The organism is Streptococcus sp. SC1 (assembly GCF_030272855.1).
Taxonomy (GTDB): domain Bacteria; phylum Bacillota; class Bacilli; order Lactobacillales; family Streptococcaceae; genus Streptococcus.
In genome coordinates this window covers 192344-207581 of sequence record NZ_JAQCMU010000003.1, presented here as the reverse complement: position 1 = coordinate 207581, position 15238 = coordinate 192344, and the positions used below count along the sequence as shown (strand labels likewise).

The following is a 15238-nucleotide window of genomic DNA, read 5'->3' as shown; positions in this document are numbered from 1 at the left end:
AAGTTGAAAAACATTTTCTTATTCTGACCGCCACAAAGGATAGTCCTAAGCTTCATCTTTCCTGCTCAAAATATAAGAGGCTGAGATTATCCATCCCAGCCCCTGATGCTATAGAGACGCAAGTCATGCTCAACTCATCTTTTTACAGCCACCCCATAAAGCGGATAAGGTACATATTTAGTCGTACCTGACGCGAATAGTAGTAATTTCCACCATTGATATAAAGCTTGGGTCCGTAAAAAATAGAAAGTATATTATAGTATGAATAGGTTTTTCCAGTCACATTGCCAAGACTCGGAGCAACCACTTCTTTTGAGTATTTTTTTGCAAGCTCGAGCGTATTCTCGCCGCCATTTTGCGCAACATAGTCGATATAAGCCTGGCCAAAATTATAGGCCTGAACCGCCGTCCAAACATCTACCTTTTTCTCACTGGCCAACTCTAGATTGTCCGATAAAGTCTGAATACCTTGCCGAACACTTTCTTTATTGTCTGTAATCGAATTGATTTCGCCTGTTGCACTCTCACTAGACTGCATGAGGTCGTTGTTTCTTCCCTTGGTTTCCGTGTAGATCATGGCTAGGACTAGCTCTTCATTAGCCGCTGTGTCCTGCTCGTCCAGCACTTCTCTAACCAAGCTTTGATAGGTCATAACCTGCTTAACATCACGATGGACTTGATAGCCTTTTATCGCGATGGCAGCCAGAATGATGAGCAAAATCAATCTTCTGATAAATTTAAACATTATTTACTTTGTATATCCTCGATATTTTTGATGAGAATAGAATAAGTCCCGTTGTCGTTCTGGATAAATTCCACGGATTCAGCATCCTGATAGACATTATTGGGAACGATCAGCTCTATTCCATTAGAGAGGGATAATTTTTGATTTTCGAACTTCTTCTTCTGGCGACTGCTGTCAATCTCATCAAACTTGATTGGCTCTGGCACAGTTTCCTTGACCTGATCGATAAAGGTAAGTCGGGCTGTCAGATTGCTGTCAAACAGCTCGTCTGCCAGCTTTTCAGGAGATAATTCATCATTTTCTTCCAGATTTTTGAAAATGCTGGATTTGACCTTAGATTGAAACTGGAAGTCATCTGTATTAAAGCTTTCAGCAATCTTTTGAGCTGTTTTTTCCAGAGTTTTGATAGATTTTTTTGGTGAAATCTTGGGGTTGACCTGCAAGAGATTGTCCGAAAGATAGTTGAGAAAGGCACCATTATACTTGATGCGCTTTTCAATCAGATGGTACTTGCGAGACTGGAGATTGATGACCAAAGCCTCGTCCGCCCCCGTACCAAAGCCAGGCAGATTGTTCTGCGTCAGCTTGATAGGATTGCCTACCTCGCCACCCAAGTGGGTCAAGGTTTCCCGCAGCGCAATACGCAGAAAAGCAAAATGCTCCACGCCTTCCTTGTCAAACTGGACGAAAATCAGATCGTTGGTTTTCTGGTTTTCACTGACCGAAAACTCTTCCTGCCAAAGTTTGGCCACCGTCACGGATGTTTCCAATAAGTCGTCCGAAAGCTGAGCCAAAAAGACATTATCAGGTTCGAAAATGCCTGTTTTAGCCTCGTCTGAATAGACACGCTCGATTTTCTTACGCAAGTATTCCTCAATCTTTGGAGTAATGTTGAGAAACTTATCCGACAGCAGCAGTTCGGTATCAGCTGGACTGAATTGATGAATGATGGCCTTTTTTACGTAAATGTCCATCTTAGTTCAAACCTTCGTAGAGCGGAAAAGCATCCGTCAGTTCACGAACTTCAGCCCGAACTTGATTGAGTACCGCTTCGTTTTCAGCATTTTCCAGAGCCTTGATAATAAGCTCAGCTACCTTGATACTTTCTGTTACACCGAAGCCTCGAGCTGCAATGGCTGCTGTACCGATACGAATGCCGCTGGTTTTAAATGGTGACAAAGTCTCGTAAGGGATGGAGTTTTTATTAAGGGTAATATTGACTTCATCCAAGAGATTTTGAGCAACTTTCCCATTTTCTACAACCTTAGTAACATCGACTAAGAAAAGGTGATTTTCAGTACCATCAGAAATCACGCGGAACTTATCATGCTGACGGAAGACTTGCGCCATGGCTTGGGCATTGTCCAAAATCTGCTGGGCATAAACCTTGAAAGCTGGATCCAGCACTTCTTTAAAGGCCACTGCTTTGGCTGCAATGACGTGTTCCAATGGTCCACCCTGAATACCTGGGAAGATAGCTGAATTGATTTTCTTAGCTAAGTCTTCATCATTTGTCAAGATCAAGCCACCACGAGGTCCGCGCAAGGTCTTGTGGGTCGTCGTGGTTGTGATATCCGCATAAGGCACAGGGCTTGGATGGAGACCTGCAGCAACCAAACCAGCTATGTGAGCCATATCGACCATCAGCTTGGCATCGACCGCATCAGCGATTTCACGGAATTTTGAAAAGTCGATGATATGAGAATAGGCTGAAGCCCCCGCCACAATCAGCTTAGGCTGAACTTCTTTGGCTTGCTTGAGGATAGCATCAAAGTCCAGTAATTCTGTTTCTGGATCAACGCTATAGGATACAAAATTGTAGGTTTGACCAGAGAAGCTGACTGGAGCACCGTGAGTCAAGTGACCGCCCGCAGACAAATCCATGCCCATCACTGTGTCGCCTGGCTCAATCAAAGCCATATAAGCTGCACAATTGGCCTGACTGCCTGAGTGAGGTTGAACATTGGCGAATTTGGCACCAAAAATTTCCTTAGCGCGCTCAATGGCCAAGCTCTCCACGACATCCACTACGTCTGTTCCACCATAATAACGGCGACCTGGGTAGCCCTCAGCGTATTTATTGGTCAAAATAGAACCTTGAGCTGCCATAACAGCTTTAGAAACGACATTTTCTGAAGCAATCAACTCGATATTATGTTGCTGGCGCTCTTCCTCATTGGCAATGGCATCCCAGAGTTCTTTGTCAAATGCTTTGTAGTCTTCTTGGTCAAAAATCATAAAGTGTCTCCTTTTTTTGAGAAAATAGGGCGCTAGGCTCCTAATAGTTAAAATGTTATATCATTTACTTGGGCGAGAATGTCCTCTCGGGTAATGGCTCCTTGGCGTAGAATAAGTGCCTTTTCTCCAGACAAGTCCAGAATAGTTGAATCCTGACCTGTCAGAGCAGTATCATCTTCTACTCCCGAGACTCGCTCTTGGAAATCCAGCATGATCTGCTGGAAATCAGTGCCACTGGCTTTTCCAGAAAGATTGGCGGATGGACCAATCAAGGGTCCATACTTGCGAATCAAGTCTAGCGTAACCGGATGCTTAGGAATCCGAAAGCCCACAGTTTCCATACCTGAGTTTATCCAAGCAGGAACTCGGTCATTAGCTTGGAGGATAATAGTCAGTGGTCCAGGTAGAAAGGCTTGATAGAGTTTTTTTAGATAACTGGGCTGGTTCTTAGAAAAGGCATAAATCTCTTCCAAGCTAGCCACATTGAGATTGAGAGCCTTGTCACGCGGTCTTCTTTTTAATTCGTAGACTCGTTCAACCGCCTCTTGATTTAAAGCCTGGGCAAAGAGGCCATAAACAGTTTCTGTCGGCAAGACAACCGCTCCGCCTGCTGCCAGAGTCTTTTCTATCTTATCCATTGTCAACCACCACCATTCTATCTTTGCCAAATTGATCCTTCAGGACTCGGATTCGTTTTTGCGGGAAAGATTTTTTGAATAACTCCGCAACACCGTCTCCTTGCTTGTAACCAATTTCCAGATAAATTTTTCCTTTTTCTGTCAGATAGTCTCCTGCCTGCTCGGCCATTTTCCGATAGACGGCATAGCCATCCTCCTCAGCAAAGAGGGCCATGTGAGGCTCTGAGGTCAAAACATTAAGTCCAACTTCATCCTTATCCGCTTCTGAAATGTACGGCGGGTTAGAGACGATGATGTCAAAGCTCCCAATGATTGCTTCAAAGCAATCGGATTTGACAAAAGTAGGATTGAGGCCGCAGGACTGAGCGTTTTCCGCCGCCAAGGCAAGAGCATCGTCCGAGAGATCAGAAGCAGTAATCTGCCAGTCTGGGCGACTGCTTGCCAGTGCCAGAGCGATGGCCCCACTACCCGTTCCGATATCCAAGACAGACAGAGAACCTTCGAGATTTTCTGATAAAATCAGCTCCACCAGTTCCTCTGTCTCAGGCCTTGGAATCAGAACTCGCTCGTCCACCTTGAGAGTCAAACCGTGAAAGTCACTGCTCCCAATGATATACTGGGCTGGCTTATGAGCGAGCAGCTGTTCATGAATTGCTTTCAGCTGGTCACGATCTTCCTGACTAACCTCTGCCTGAAGCTTGAGAACAAAATCAGTAAAGGAAAGCTCATTGAGAGCTCGATAAACGAAAGACAGGCTTTCCGCTTCTTCTCCCGCTACTACCAGTTCCTGCTCTAACTCAGCCAAATATTGAGCTAAGGTCATTATTTATTCAGCTCTTCTAGTTTTTGCGTTTGGTCATAGAGAACCAAGGCGTCGACGACTTCATCCAGTTTGCCAGCTAAAATCGTATCAAGCTTTTGCAAAGTCAAACCAATACGGTGGTCTGTGACACGATTTTGTGGGAAGTTATAGGTACGGATCCGCTCTGAACGGTCACCAGTACCAATCGTTGACTTACGTTCAGCGTCTTGCTCATCCTGAGCAATCTGCGCAAAGTGATCAGCCACACGCGCACGGATAATCTTCATGGCCTTTTCACGGTTCTTCTGTTGGGTCCGTTCTTCCTGCATCTCCACCTTGATATTGGTTGGCAAGTGAACAATACGAACGGCTGTCGCAACCTTGTTGACGTTCTGTCCACCAGCACCTGATGCGTGGTAGATGTCGACACGAAGGTCTTTTGGATCAATATCGTATTCTACTTCTTCGATTTCTGGCATAACCAAGACAGTTGCTGTTGAGGTATGAACACGGCCTTGACTTTCTGTTACTGGAACCCGTTGCACACGGTGGGCTCCAGACTCATACTTGAGTTTAGAGTAAACGGATTGCCCTGAAACCATGGCCACTACTTCTTTGAAACCACCGACACCGTTCATAGAAGCTTCCATGACTTCAAAGCGCCAGCCTTGGGCTTCCGCATACTTCTGATACATCGTCAGCAAATCTCCAGCGAAAAGCGCTGCTTCGTCTCCACCAGCGGCTCCACGGATTTCAAGGATAATGTTCTTATCATCGTTTGGATCCTTTGGAAGAAGCAATATTTTCAGCTTTTCTTCGTATGCTTCTTTCTCAGCCTTGGCATCTTTGAGTTCTTGCTTGGCCATTTCTTCCAAGTCAGCATCTCCGCCAGACTCCTTAATCATCTCTTCAGCATCAACGATGTTTTGAAGGACTTGTTTGTACTCACGGTAGGCTGTTACCGTATCACGAGTGGAAGCTTCTTCTTTTGAAAGCTCCATGAAACGCTTGGTGTCTGAGACCACATCTGGGTCACTGAGTAATTCTCCAAGCTCTTCATAGCGGTCTTCCACTGCCTGTAACTGGTCATAAATATTCATCTTTGTAATCTATCTCCTTGATTTTCTAATTCATTCTACTTAATGGGTGGATTGAAATAATGCTTGCGGCAAACAGAAATATAGGTCTCATGTCCGCCGATTTTGATCTGTTCGCCATCATAGACAGGTTTCCCATTATCCGTCCGCAAAACCATGGTTGCTTTTTTAGAGCAATATTGGCAAATTGTTTTGATTTCGTCAATCTTATCAGCCAGGAGCAAGAGATGCTTGGAGCCTTCAAAGAGTTCATTGCGAAAGTCATTTTTTAGACCAAAAGCCATGACTGGAACATCTAGCTCATCCACCACCCTAGCCAAATCATAGACATGATGACGTTTCAAAAACTGAGCCTCATCAATCAAAACACAGTAAGGCTTTTCAGGCAGACTTTGAATATAGCCAAAAATATCTGTCTGGTCCTCGATTGCCATCGCAGCACGCTTCATGCCGATGCGGCTGGAAACAACGCCAAAGCCATCACGTGTATCGACAGCTGATGTCATGATTACTACCCTTTTGCCCTGCTCTTCGTAGTTGTGGGCCACTTTCAAAATTTCAATGGTCTTGCCCGAATTCATTGTGCCATATTTATAATATAACTGAGCCATTTTATTCTTACATTCTCTCTAAGTATTGTCTTTCTAGGACTTTCAGCACTGTCCATAAGCTCTGCTGGAAAGACCGACCGTACTTCCTATTATTTTACCACAATTCACTATTCTTTAAAACCTAATTTGTGATAAAATAAGATTAGCAAAAGAAAAGGAGAAATCATATGCCATTTGTCAGAATTGATTTATTTGAAGGCCGCAGCTTAGAACAAAAGAAAGCTTTGGCTAAGGAAGTCACCGAAGCCGTTGTCAGAAATACAGGCGCACCTCAGTCTGCTGTCCATGTCATCATCAACGACATGCCAGAAGGCACTTACTTCCCTCAAGGTGAAATGCGAACAAAATAAAATCAAAAGGAGAGTGGGACAGAAATCGGTAATTCGTTAGAATTCGATTTCGTCGTCCCACCTCCGCACAGTTGAGTAGGGCTGTAAAAGCTGATGAAATCAGCGTAGTAGAGCCCACTCAACCACTGCGTCTTGCTCGACAATCCAAAGACAATTGAGAGGCTAGGATTTTTGTCCTAGCCTCTTTTGATTTTATGATGAAAATACTCAGCATCGCTTCTTTTGGATATAATTCAATCGCAGTTGGTAGAGGATTGCACTCACAACCAAACTCGCAATCAGTCCAATCCAATACCCATAAGGTCCCAAGTCCGTAGCCTGATCTAAAAACAAGCCCAGAGGCAAGGAAACGCCCCAATAAGCTAGCAAGCCTAAGTAAAATGGTGCTTGAGTGTCCTTATAACCTCGCAAAATTCCCTGCAAAGGAGCGGCAATCGTATCAGCCAATTGGAAAAAGAGGCTAAAGGTCAGAAAGATTGAGGTCAGACGTATGAAATCTGAATCAGAACCATAGAGACTGGCAACCTTGTCTCGGAAAATATAGAGAAAAATCAAAGTAAAGACCGCAAATCCAGATGCTACAATTCTACCCAAAGTACAATATTTTTTCACATCGTCAAGTCTTTCAGCCCCCAGCTCATAAGAGACGATAATGGCCATAGCTGTAGAGATACTCATAGGAAAAGCGTACATTAGGTTTGAAAAATTCATGGCAGCCTGATGGCTAGCAATAATCAAAGAAGAAAATTTTGACATCACTAGTCCGACGATTGAAAAGATGACAACTTCGGCAAAGACTGTCCCTCCTATTGGCAAGCCTAAGCGAAAACCTTCAGCCAAACCAGCTTTGTTCAAGGGACGAATTTTCCAGAGTTGGTATTGGCGGACTTTAGGATGTTTGATGGCCAATAATAGTGATATGATTAATAAAACCCAATAAGCCAAAGAAGTGCCTAGTCCCGCACCAGCTCCGCCCATTTCCGGAAAACCAAAAGCTCCATAAATCAACACATAATTAAAGCTAGCATTCAAAGGTAGGAGCAAGAGCATCAGATACATAGAAAGTCGAGTCAGCCCTAGAGCATCCAAGAGAGAGCGAATAACGCTAAAGAGCAAGAAGGGAATGATACCAATGGACAAGTACCAAAGATAATGCTGGGCCACATCTTTTACCAAAGGGTCTAAGCCTAGACGCTGCAAAACCAAAGGGGCACCCAAAAATACCAGCGCAAATAAAATCAGCGATAAAGCCAAAGAAAGGTAGATGAACTGATAAAAATCTGATGCAATTTTTTCATCTTTCCCCTGTCCCAAATGATGACCGATGATCGGAACCAACGCAGACATAATCCCTGTTAGAAAAGAGAAAAATGAACCCCACAGACTGGTCGCCATAGAGACACCTGCCAGATGCAAGGTATCGTATTGGCCCGTCATGGTCGTGTCAACAAAGGAAGCCGAGAAATTTGCCAGCTGATAAATCAGGATGGGAAGAAAAATTGAGACAAACAAGCTTAGGCGTTGTTTCAAATGATAAGTCTGATACATGTTGAAGTCCTTTTTTTAATCTTCTTTAACTATACTACTACAAGCCAACTGAATAGTCAAAAGAGGCTGGGACAAAAGTCCTAGCCTCTCAATTGTCTTTGGATTGTCGAGCAAGACGCAGTGGTTGAGTGGGCTCTACTACGCTGATTTCATCAGCTTTTACAGCCCTACTCAACTGTGCGGAGGTGGGACGACGAAATCGAATTTTAACGAATTACCGATTTCTGTCCCACTCTCTTTCTCATTTATTTTTGCGATTTAAGATCGCGTTTAGGACAATGGCAATCAGACTGGCCATGACAATTCCGTTTGAGAAGAACATCTGAAGGCTGGTCGGTAAGCTGTTGAAAAGGCTGCTACCATTGAGTCCGACACCTGCTGAAATAGAAATCGCTGCAATGAGGAAATTATGCTCACTGTGCTCAAAGTCAACACGCGCTAAGATTTGCATCCCCTGAACGGACACAAAACCAAACATAACTAGCATGGCACCACCAAGAACTGGACTTGGGATAATCTGTGCCAAGGCTCCGAATTTTGGCAAAAGGCCGAGGAGAATCAGGAAGCCAGCCGCATAGTAAATCGGCAACCGCGTCTTGATACCAGATAATTTGACCAAGCCAACATTCTGAGAAAATCCTGTGTAAGGGAAGGTATTGAAGACACCACCCAGCAGGACCGCAAGCCCTTCTGCTCGATATCCATTTCGCAGGCGGGTGCTATCAATTTTATCTTTCGTAATGTCAGAAAGTGCCAAGTACACCCCTGTTGACTCCACTAGAGAAACCGTTGCGATGATACACATCATTACGATAGAAGAAAATTCAAACTTTGGTGCTCCGAAATAGAAAGGGGTTGGCACATGGACCAGCGGAGCCTGTGCGACCGGCGTCAAATCCACCAAGCCCATGGCTCCAGCAATGCCCGTACCGACAATCAAACCAATCAAAATAGAGATGGATTTGATAAAACCTTTGGTAAAAATGTTAATCAAAAGAATAATCAGCACCGTCACAGCTGCTAGAATCAGACTTTGGGCGGTCGGCTTATCTACATTATTTCCCATATTGCCAATGGCCACTGGAATCAAGGTCAACCCAATGGTCGTAATGACCGAACCAGTCACAACAGATGGAAACAGATTAGCGATTTTTGAGAAAATCCCAGCGATCAGAACCACATAAATCCCTGATGCAATCAAGGCACCAAACATGGCACCACTACCATGGCTCTGCCCAATAATAATCAAGGGAGCAACGGACTGGAAAGCCACACCCAGCACGACTGGCAGACCGATACCAAAATATTTATTTAGCTGGAGTTGCAAGAGAGTGGCAACACCACACATAAATATATCAGTCGAAATCAGATAGGTCAGCTGCTCGGCCGAGTATCCTAAAGCCCCAGCAATCATAATCGGTACCAGAATGGAGCCTGAATACATAGCCAACAAATGCTGCAAACCTAAAATGGCTGCCTGTGAATGTTTTTCTTCATTATAGTTCATCTTATAGATCTGCCTCTCTAAATACAACTTTTCCATTTTCAAATCGGTCAATTCGAGCCAAAGAAAGAACTGTTTGTCCTTGCGCTTCTAGCAAGCTGCGACCATCTTGGAAAGATTTCTCAATCACGATTCCAACAGCTGCTACCTCAGCGCCAGCTTCTTCAATGATTTTAATCAGGCCCTTGGCTGCTTGGCCATTTGCCAAAAAATCATCAACGACCAAAACCTTATCACTTGACTCCAAAAACTTGCCAACGATGGAGACCGTCGAAGTGACCTGCTTGGTAAAGGAATATACTTCTGCCGTTAAAATTCCTTCAGTCATGGTGATGTTCTTAGACTTTTTAGCAAAAATCATTGGAACACCCAAGGCTTCTGCTGTGTAGACAGCTGGTACAATCCCTGAAGCCTCAATCGTCACAACTTTTGTAATGCCTGCATTCCTGAAATGCTCAGCAAATACTTGTCCGATTTCTTTCATAAGCGAAAAATCAACCTGATGAGTCAGGAAAGAGTCAACTTTGAGAATATTTTCTCCCAAAACGTTGCCGTCTTGCAGAATTCTCTCTTCTAATTTTTTCATGTATCTCCTCTTAACATATCTTGGTTCAATGATGAAAGGACCTGCCACGATAAGCAAGTCCTTTCTTTTAATGACAAATAGCCTGACACTAAAAGTACCAGAAAGTCATTAGACTCACTTATTGTTAGATGTTTGGCATCTTGTAGAGACCTTGCCCCAATCATTAGCAAGATAAATAAGTTATTCTATTTAATTAATGAGCATCGCCATTCCAGATGGAGTTTTTGACGATGACATAGTCCACACGAGTCAGGCTATGCAAGTCACGACCACCAGCATAGGAAATGGAACTCTGCAAATCTTGCTCCATTTCAGTTAATGTATCTTGCAAGTGGCCCTTAGCTGGCAGCAAAATCTTCTTGCCTTCGACATTTTTATAAGCACCTTTTTGATACTCGGATGCAGAACCATAGTATTCTTTAAACTTATCACCATCTACCTCGATGGTTTCACCTGGGCTTTCAATGTGGCCGGCAAAGAGCGAACCAATCATGACCATGCTGGCTCCGAAGCGGATCGATTTAGCAATATCACCATGCGTTCGAATCCCTCCGTCCGCAATAATAGGCTTGCGGGCAACCTTTGAACACCAACGAAGAGCAGACAATTGCCAGCCGCCTGTACCAAATCCAGTCTTGACTTTGGTAATGCAAACCTTACCTGGGCCAATGCCGACTTTAGTCGCATCTGCACCAGCATTTTCCAACTCCCGCACAGCTTCTGGAGTTCCGACATTTCCAGCAATGACAAAGGTCTCTGGTAATTCTTTCTTGATGTGCTGAATCATTTGAATTACGCTGTCTGAGTGCCCGTGTGCAATATCAATGGTAATGTATTCAGGTGCATCATCTTTGAGGCTGCTAACGAAGTCATACTCATAGTCTTTCACACCGACAGAGATCGATGCAATCAGGCCTTGCTCATGCATTCGTTTGACGAATGGTTTGCGACCCTCCTCGTCGAAACGGTGCATAATGTAAAAATAGCCTCCTCGAGCAAGCTCTTCAGCGACAGATTCGTCAATAATCGTCTGCATATTGGACGGAACGACTGGCATCCGAAACCTATGTTTACCGAATTTCACGCTGGTATCAGCCTCTGAGCGACTTTTCACAATACATTTCGCTGGAATTAGTTGAATATCTTCATAGTCAAAAACCTGAAAATCATTGAGCATGGAAAACTCCTTATCAATACTTAAAAATGACCTACCTATGCTCTTCAGCATCGCTACATCTATCCAGACGTTTCCAGAAAAAGTATATCACAAGGTACAGGTTTTGTAAAATATTTCAGATATATTATTGATAATGTTCGGAAATTAAGAAAAACACGGTCGCCCGTGTTTTATTCTTTCTTATCTTTTTCTGAGTTGGAGTCTTCTGCTCCTCCATCAACTGCCTTTTTAAACTCTGAAAACATTTTTCCAATAGACTGCCCTAGCTCTGGCAGACGTTTTGGCCCAAAAATCAGTAAGGCACCTAGGACGATAACGATAAGCCCTGGTAGTCCGATGTCTTTTAAAATTCCCATTACGATGTTCTCCTTTTTTCAATCATTTTACTCAGTAGGATACTGACTTCATACAGCAAAATCAGTGGCACTGTCATTGACAAGTCACTGATGAAATCAGCCGGCGTCAAAACAACTGCTAATACCAATAAAACGAAATAGGCATAGCGTCTATATTTTATCAAAAATTGCGGTTTGAGCAAACCGATTGATGTCAGAAAGGCCACAATGACAGGCAATTCAAACAAACAAGCAATCGGAATGGTCGTGTGAAACAGAAAGGACAGATAGTTCTGCGCTGTCATCTGGACGGCAAACAAACCATCTCCTAAAGAAAGCAAAACTTGCAAAATAGCGGGGCTGACAAAGTAAAAACCAAAGGCCAAGCCCAAGACAAAACTGAAAAATGTAGCTGGTATGTAAGCAAAAATTGCCTTTGCCTCACTATTTCTCATAGCAGGGCGGATAAATTCCCAAAGCTGATAGACCATAAAAGGCAGGGTCAATGAGAAAGCCACAAGGCTAGCCAAGCTAATATAAATCCAAAGGATGTCGTCTGGTCCCAATACAATCAGCTTCTGCTCAAAGGAAGCGGTCAGCCATTTGTAAATATCCGCTGCAAAAAGTAGACTGAGCAGAAAAATCAAACCGAACCAGATTAAGACAGCAAGGAAGCGCCATCTAAATTCCGCCAAGTGCTCAACAATCGTCTGTTCCTTACTTGGCATCTGCTCGCTCCTTTTGCCGATTCTTAAATGTCACATAAAGAACAACTACAAGAAAGATGGCTTGACTTAGTACTACTTCTAGGCTCGGATAAATTCCCAGCCAATCAATGGTTGGAAGATGAGACAGCAAGTGACTAGGAAAAATAGCTGTTAATTGCAGGGCATGAATGCTGACACCTAACATCTTAAAGGCCAAGGCATAAATCAGCCAGGTCAGACCAAAGAAAATCCGATGAGGGCGAATCAAACTGCTGGCCTTGGTCATTAGAATTGCAAGCAAGACTAAAACCAAGATAGCAAGTCCCAGTCCTAAAAAGAAATCTAGAGCAGTAATGCGCGGTAAAATTCCTGCGTAGAACAAGATGGTCTCCGCCCCCTCACGGAAAACAGCGAGAAAGCTCAGGGCAAACATGGAAATAAAACTACCACTAGCTGTCACTGCCTGCATCTGACTTTCCATGAAGTCATTCCATTTCTTGACAGAGGACTTACTGTGGAGCCAAATGCCGACCAAAATCATCATGATAACCGCAAAAATCCCTACTGCTCCCTCAATGATTTCACGATTGGAGCCAGAGGCGACGGCTGGAAAAAGAGTTTGCAGCAAAATAGCAATGGCCGCACTGGCTAGTACGCCCAAGCCAGCACCAGTATAAACCCATTTGAGACCTTTTTTCATCTTGGAGGCCTTGAGCGTCGTGACAAGTGCCATCACAATCAAGAGAGCCTCAACGCCCTCGCGCAACAAAATCAGCATGGCATCAAAGAAAGTATATGATCCGCTGGTGTCAATCTGTTCTAGCTCACTAATCAAGGACTCTAGCTGGTCTTGATAGTCCTTATCTTTGCCTTTCACCATGATGACAGGCGACTGGCTTTCTACTTTGGTATAGAGGGAAGGATTTTTAGTGCTGACATCCCCTTCAACGCTTGGCCAAATCGTAATAAATTTCTTCATCGCAGCCTTGCCCTGCTTCTCGTCCCCCTTCTGGAAAGCAAGCAGAGCTTTTTTTAGCAGGCCAATACCATCTGCCAGTGTAAGATTCTCACTGCTAGCTGTCGCTTCTTCTCCCTTGACAAAGCTATCAATCGCTGCTCTCAGGTCATCATAGGAAGTTTGAATAGCTTCAAAATCCGTTGGCTCTGTTTCAATGGCACTCCGTAAAAATGAAATGGCCGTTTCCACCTTGCCATAATGAGCCGTGCTATGATCCCGCACCACTCCTTCATTGGCGGTCCAAGTCGAATTCATTTTTTTATAGGCTTCACGAATCTTTTCAAGATCCTTGCTCTCAATCGCTGCCTGAAGAGCTTGAAATTTTGATTCTAATTTATTGACCAGCTTGTTTTTTTCCGCCTCAAGATCAACGGGATTCTGCTCCTTTTCAAAAGCTAAAAGAGCAGCTGAAACCTTGGTCAGCTTGTCCTCTGTCACATCGCCTGAGATAGCCAATGCCTTGCTGACCTCTTTCCCTGCAGCTGAGTCATGGTTGCTTAAAGCCGCAAATTCTGTCTGGATTTCCTCCAGCAATTCTTTGGCACTAGCTTGGTCGCCTTTTTGAACGGCTGTGCTGGCATCCGTAATCTTGATAAAGAGACTGCTATAAGAATCCTCAGCCGATACAGGCTGAGCTAGGAGTACGAGCGCCAAAAGTAAAAACAGGATCTTATTCAAATAATTTCTGACCAAGATATTCTCCTTCTTTGACACCACCGAAGCAAGCAAACAAGCCACTGCCCACATGGGTGATATATTCATTCATCTTATCCTGTGCTCCAAGATTGGTCTGCACCTTGATAAAGCTGTCGGGATCCTTTTGGAAAGAGATAAAAAGGAGACCTGTATCAAATTGACCGGTTGTTTCATCAATCCCATCCGAATAAGAATAGGAACGACGATAGAGAGGCTTGTCGACTTCTTTGGCCAGCCGTACATGTGCATCAACTGGAAGCAAGTCCAAGTCTACCTCGTCAAATTCATTCTTCTTGCCAAAGGGCGCTCCGCTCTCCTTATAACGGCCAAAGGTATTTTCTTGCTCTTGCAGATTGGTCCGATCCCAAGTCTCAAGAAACATCTGAATCCGACGGACAGCCATGTAGGAGCCACCCTTCATCCAGTCCTTGCTATCACACCAAACCACCTTATCAAAATCTTTCTCCTTGGTGACATTGGCCGTGCCGTCTTTAAAACCAAATAGATTGCGGGGAGTAGACATACGATCGCCAATGGCAGCAAAGCCAGCCTGGCTCCATTTCATGGTGACAGCATTTCGCGCTTTACGAACTAGATTACGAACGGCATGAAAAGCCACCTGCTCATCATCCGCACAAGCTTGAATGACAATATCCCCACCAGTATATTTCTCTTTTAGTTGTTCCTTAGGGAAAGGAGGCAAGTCGCGGAATTCCTTAGGCTTTTTATCCTCCAAGCCCATTTTTTTCAGAAAAGAAGCGGAGACGCCAAAGGTTAAGGTCAGTCGGTAAGGGTTGAGTCCGACCGTTTCTCCAGTATCCGTAGGTGGCAAGAGGACATTAGAACCATCTTTTTTGACTAGCTCTCCATTGACCAACTTTTCACTGTAAGCGGTCCAGTCCTTGAACATCTGGATAATGGTCTCTTTATCCGTCGTATGCAAGTCCAGGATGACAAAATAGATATTCTTTTGCATGGCTGTTGTGATGCCAGCTTGATGCTCACCGTAAAAACTGATTTCTTCATCACCGTCAGACAATTTTTTGTCTTCCTTCGCTTGATTAGCGAAAAAAGCAGATGCACTGGAGACACCAAGTGCTAAGCCTGCGCCTCCAATCCCTGCTTTTTTAAGAAATTCCCGACGATCCATTTTTTTATTAAACCATTTTTCGTCCTTGGTCATCTT

Annotated in this window: 15 protein-coding genes, 1 pseudogene and 1 riboswitch; of the genes and pseudogenes, 1 reads left to right on the top strand and 15 read right to left on the bottom strand. The window is 44.0% G+C overall.

Annotated elements, in window-relative coordinates; genetic code table 11:
* Window positions 1-142: 142 nt before the first annotated feature.
* The 7 genes from PAN94_RS06270 to PAN94_RS06240 are packed head-to-tail and all read right to left on the bottom strand — an operon-like array spanning window position 143 to window position 6131.
* Window positions 143-745 carry a lysozyme family protein gene (locus PAN94_RS06270; protein WP_125371729.1) on the bottom strand — a complete coding sequence of 201 codons (603 nt, stop codon included), beginning with the start codon at window positions 743-745 and terminating at the stop codon, window positions 143-145.
* Window positions 745-1719, bottom strand: coding sequence for a nucleoid-associated protein (locus tag PAN94_RS06265; protein WP_285875152.1), 975 nt, complete (start codon window positions 1717-1719; stop codon window positions 745-747). The genes PAN94_RS06270 and PAN94_RS06265 overlap by 1 nt, the downstream gene beginning before the upstream one ends.
* Window position 1720: 1 nt before the next feature.
* Window positions 1721-2983, bottom strand: a complete 1263-nt coding sequence (glyA, locus tag PAN94_RS06260) for a serine hydroxymethyltransferase (protein WP_285875151.1) — start codon at window positions 2981-2983, stop codon at window positions 1721-1723.
* 47 nt (window positions 2984-3030) lie between these two features.
* Window positions 3031-3621 (bottom strand): L-threonylcarbamoyladenylate synthase, encoded by a 591-nt coding sequence (locus PAN94_RS06255; protein ID WP_285875149.1) that lies wholly within the window; start codon window positions 3619-3621, stop codon window positions 3031-3033.
* Window positions 3614-4444, bottom strand: coding sequence for a peptide chain release factor N(5)-glutamine methyltransferase (gene prmC, locus PAN94_RS06250; RefSeq protein WP_285875148.1), 831 nt, complete (start codon window positions 4442-4444; stop codon window positions 3614-3616). The genes PAN94_RS06255 and prmC overlap by 8 nt, the downstream gene beginning before the upstream one ends.
* Window positions 4444-5523 carry a peptide chain release factor 1 gene (gene prfA / locus PAN94_RS06245; RefSeq protein ID WP_285875147.1) on the bottom strand — a complete coding sequence of 360 codons (1080 nt, stop codon included), beginning with the start codon at window positions 5521-5523 and terminating at the stop codon, window positions 4444-4446. The genes prmC and prfA overlap by 1 nt, the downstream gene beginning before the upstream one ends.
* 35 nt (window positions 5524-5558) lie before the next feature.
* The gene (locus PAN94_RS06240) at window positions 5559-6131 is read right to left on the bottom strand and encodes a thymidine kinase (protein ID WP_285875146.1); all 573 of its coding nucleotides are present in this window, start codon (window positions 6129-6131) and stop codon (window positions 5559-5561) included.
* A gap of 161 nt (window positions 6132-6292) precedes the next feature.
* Here PAN94_RS06240 and PAN94_RS06235 point away from each other — a divergent pair.
* Window positions 6293-6481, top strand: a pseudogene (locus tag PAN94_RS06235) (4-oxalocrotonate tautomerase); the annotation flags it as partial.
* Window positions 6482-6688: 207 nt separating this feature from the next.
* On the opposite strand, the gene PAN94_RS06230 reads toward PAN94_RS06235, so the two are convergent.
* From PAN94_RS06230 to efeB, 8 genes are all read right to left on the bottom strand, one after another.
* Window positions 6689-8029 carry an MATE family efflux transporter gene (locus PAN94_RS06230; protein WP_285875145.1) on the bottom strand — a complete coding sequence of 447 codons (1341 nt, stop codon included), beginning with the start codon at window positions 8027-8029 and terminating at the stop codon, window positions 6689-6691.
* 241 nt (window positions 8030-8270) lie between these two features.
* Window positions 8271-9536 carry a nucleobase:cation symporter-2 family protein gene (locus PAN94_RS06225; RefSeq protein ID WP_005592204.1) on the bottom strand — a complete coding sequence of 422 codons (1266 nt, stop codon included), beginning with the start codon at window positions 9534-9536 and terminating at the stop codon, window positions 8271-8273.
* A 1-nt stretch (window position 9537) separates the two neighbouring features.
* A complete protein-coding gene (locus PAN94_RS06220) occupies window positions 9538-10119 on the bottom strand; it encodes a xanthine phosphoribosyltransferase (protein ID WP_285875144.1) in 582 nt (193 codons plus the stop codon).
* 101 nt (window positions 10120-10220) lie between these two features.
* Window positions 10221-10318: riboswitch (purine riboswitch) on the bottom strand.
* The gene (gene guaC / locus PAN94_RS06215) at window positions 10313-11296 is read right to left on the bottom strand and encodes a GMP reductase (protein ID WP_061423003.1); all 984 of its coding nucleotides are present in this window, start codon (window positions 11294-11296) and stop codon (window positions 10313-10315) included. Its footprint overlaps the riboswitch before it by 6 nt.
* Window positions 11297-11466: 170 nt before the next feature.
* Window positions 11467-11652 (bottom strand): twin-arginine translocase TatA/TatE family subunit, encoded by a 186-nt coding sequence (locus PAN94_RS06210; RefSeq protein ID WP_061423004.1) that lies wholly within the window; start codon window positions 11650-11652, stop codon window positions 11467-11469.
* The gene (gene tatC / locus PAN94_RS06205) at window positions 11652-12359 is read right to left on the bottom strand and encodes a twin-arginine translocase subunit TatC (RefSeq protein ID WP_285875143.1); all 708 of its coding nucleotides are present in this window, start codon (window positions 12357-12359) and stop codon (window positions 11652-11654) included. Before tatC ends, PAN94_RS06210 begins: the two co-directional genes overlap by 1 nt.
* Window positions 12349-14049, bottom strand: coding sequence for an FTR1 family iron permease (locus PAN94_RS06200; protein ID WP_285875142.1), 1701 nt, complete (start codon window positions 14047-14049; stop codon window positions 12349-12351). The genes tatC and PAN94_RS06200 overlap by 11 nt, the downstream gene beginning before the upstream one ends.
* Entirely contained in the window at window positions 14027-15235 is a 1209-nt protein-coding gene (gene efeB, locus PAN94_RS06195) for an iron uptake transporter deferrochelatase/peroxidase subunit (RefSeq protein ID WP_285875141.1), read from the bottom strand. Before efeB ends, PAN94_RS06200 begins: the two co-directional genes overlap by 23 nt.
* Between the last annotated feature and the right edge of the window lie 3 nt (window positions 15236-15238).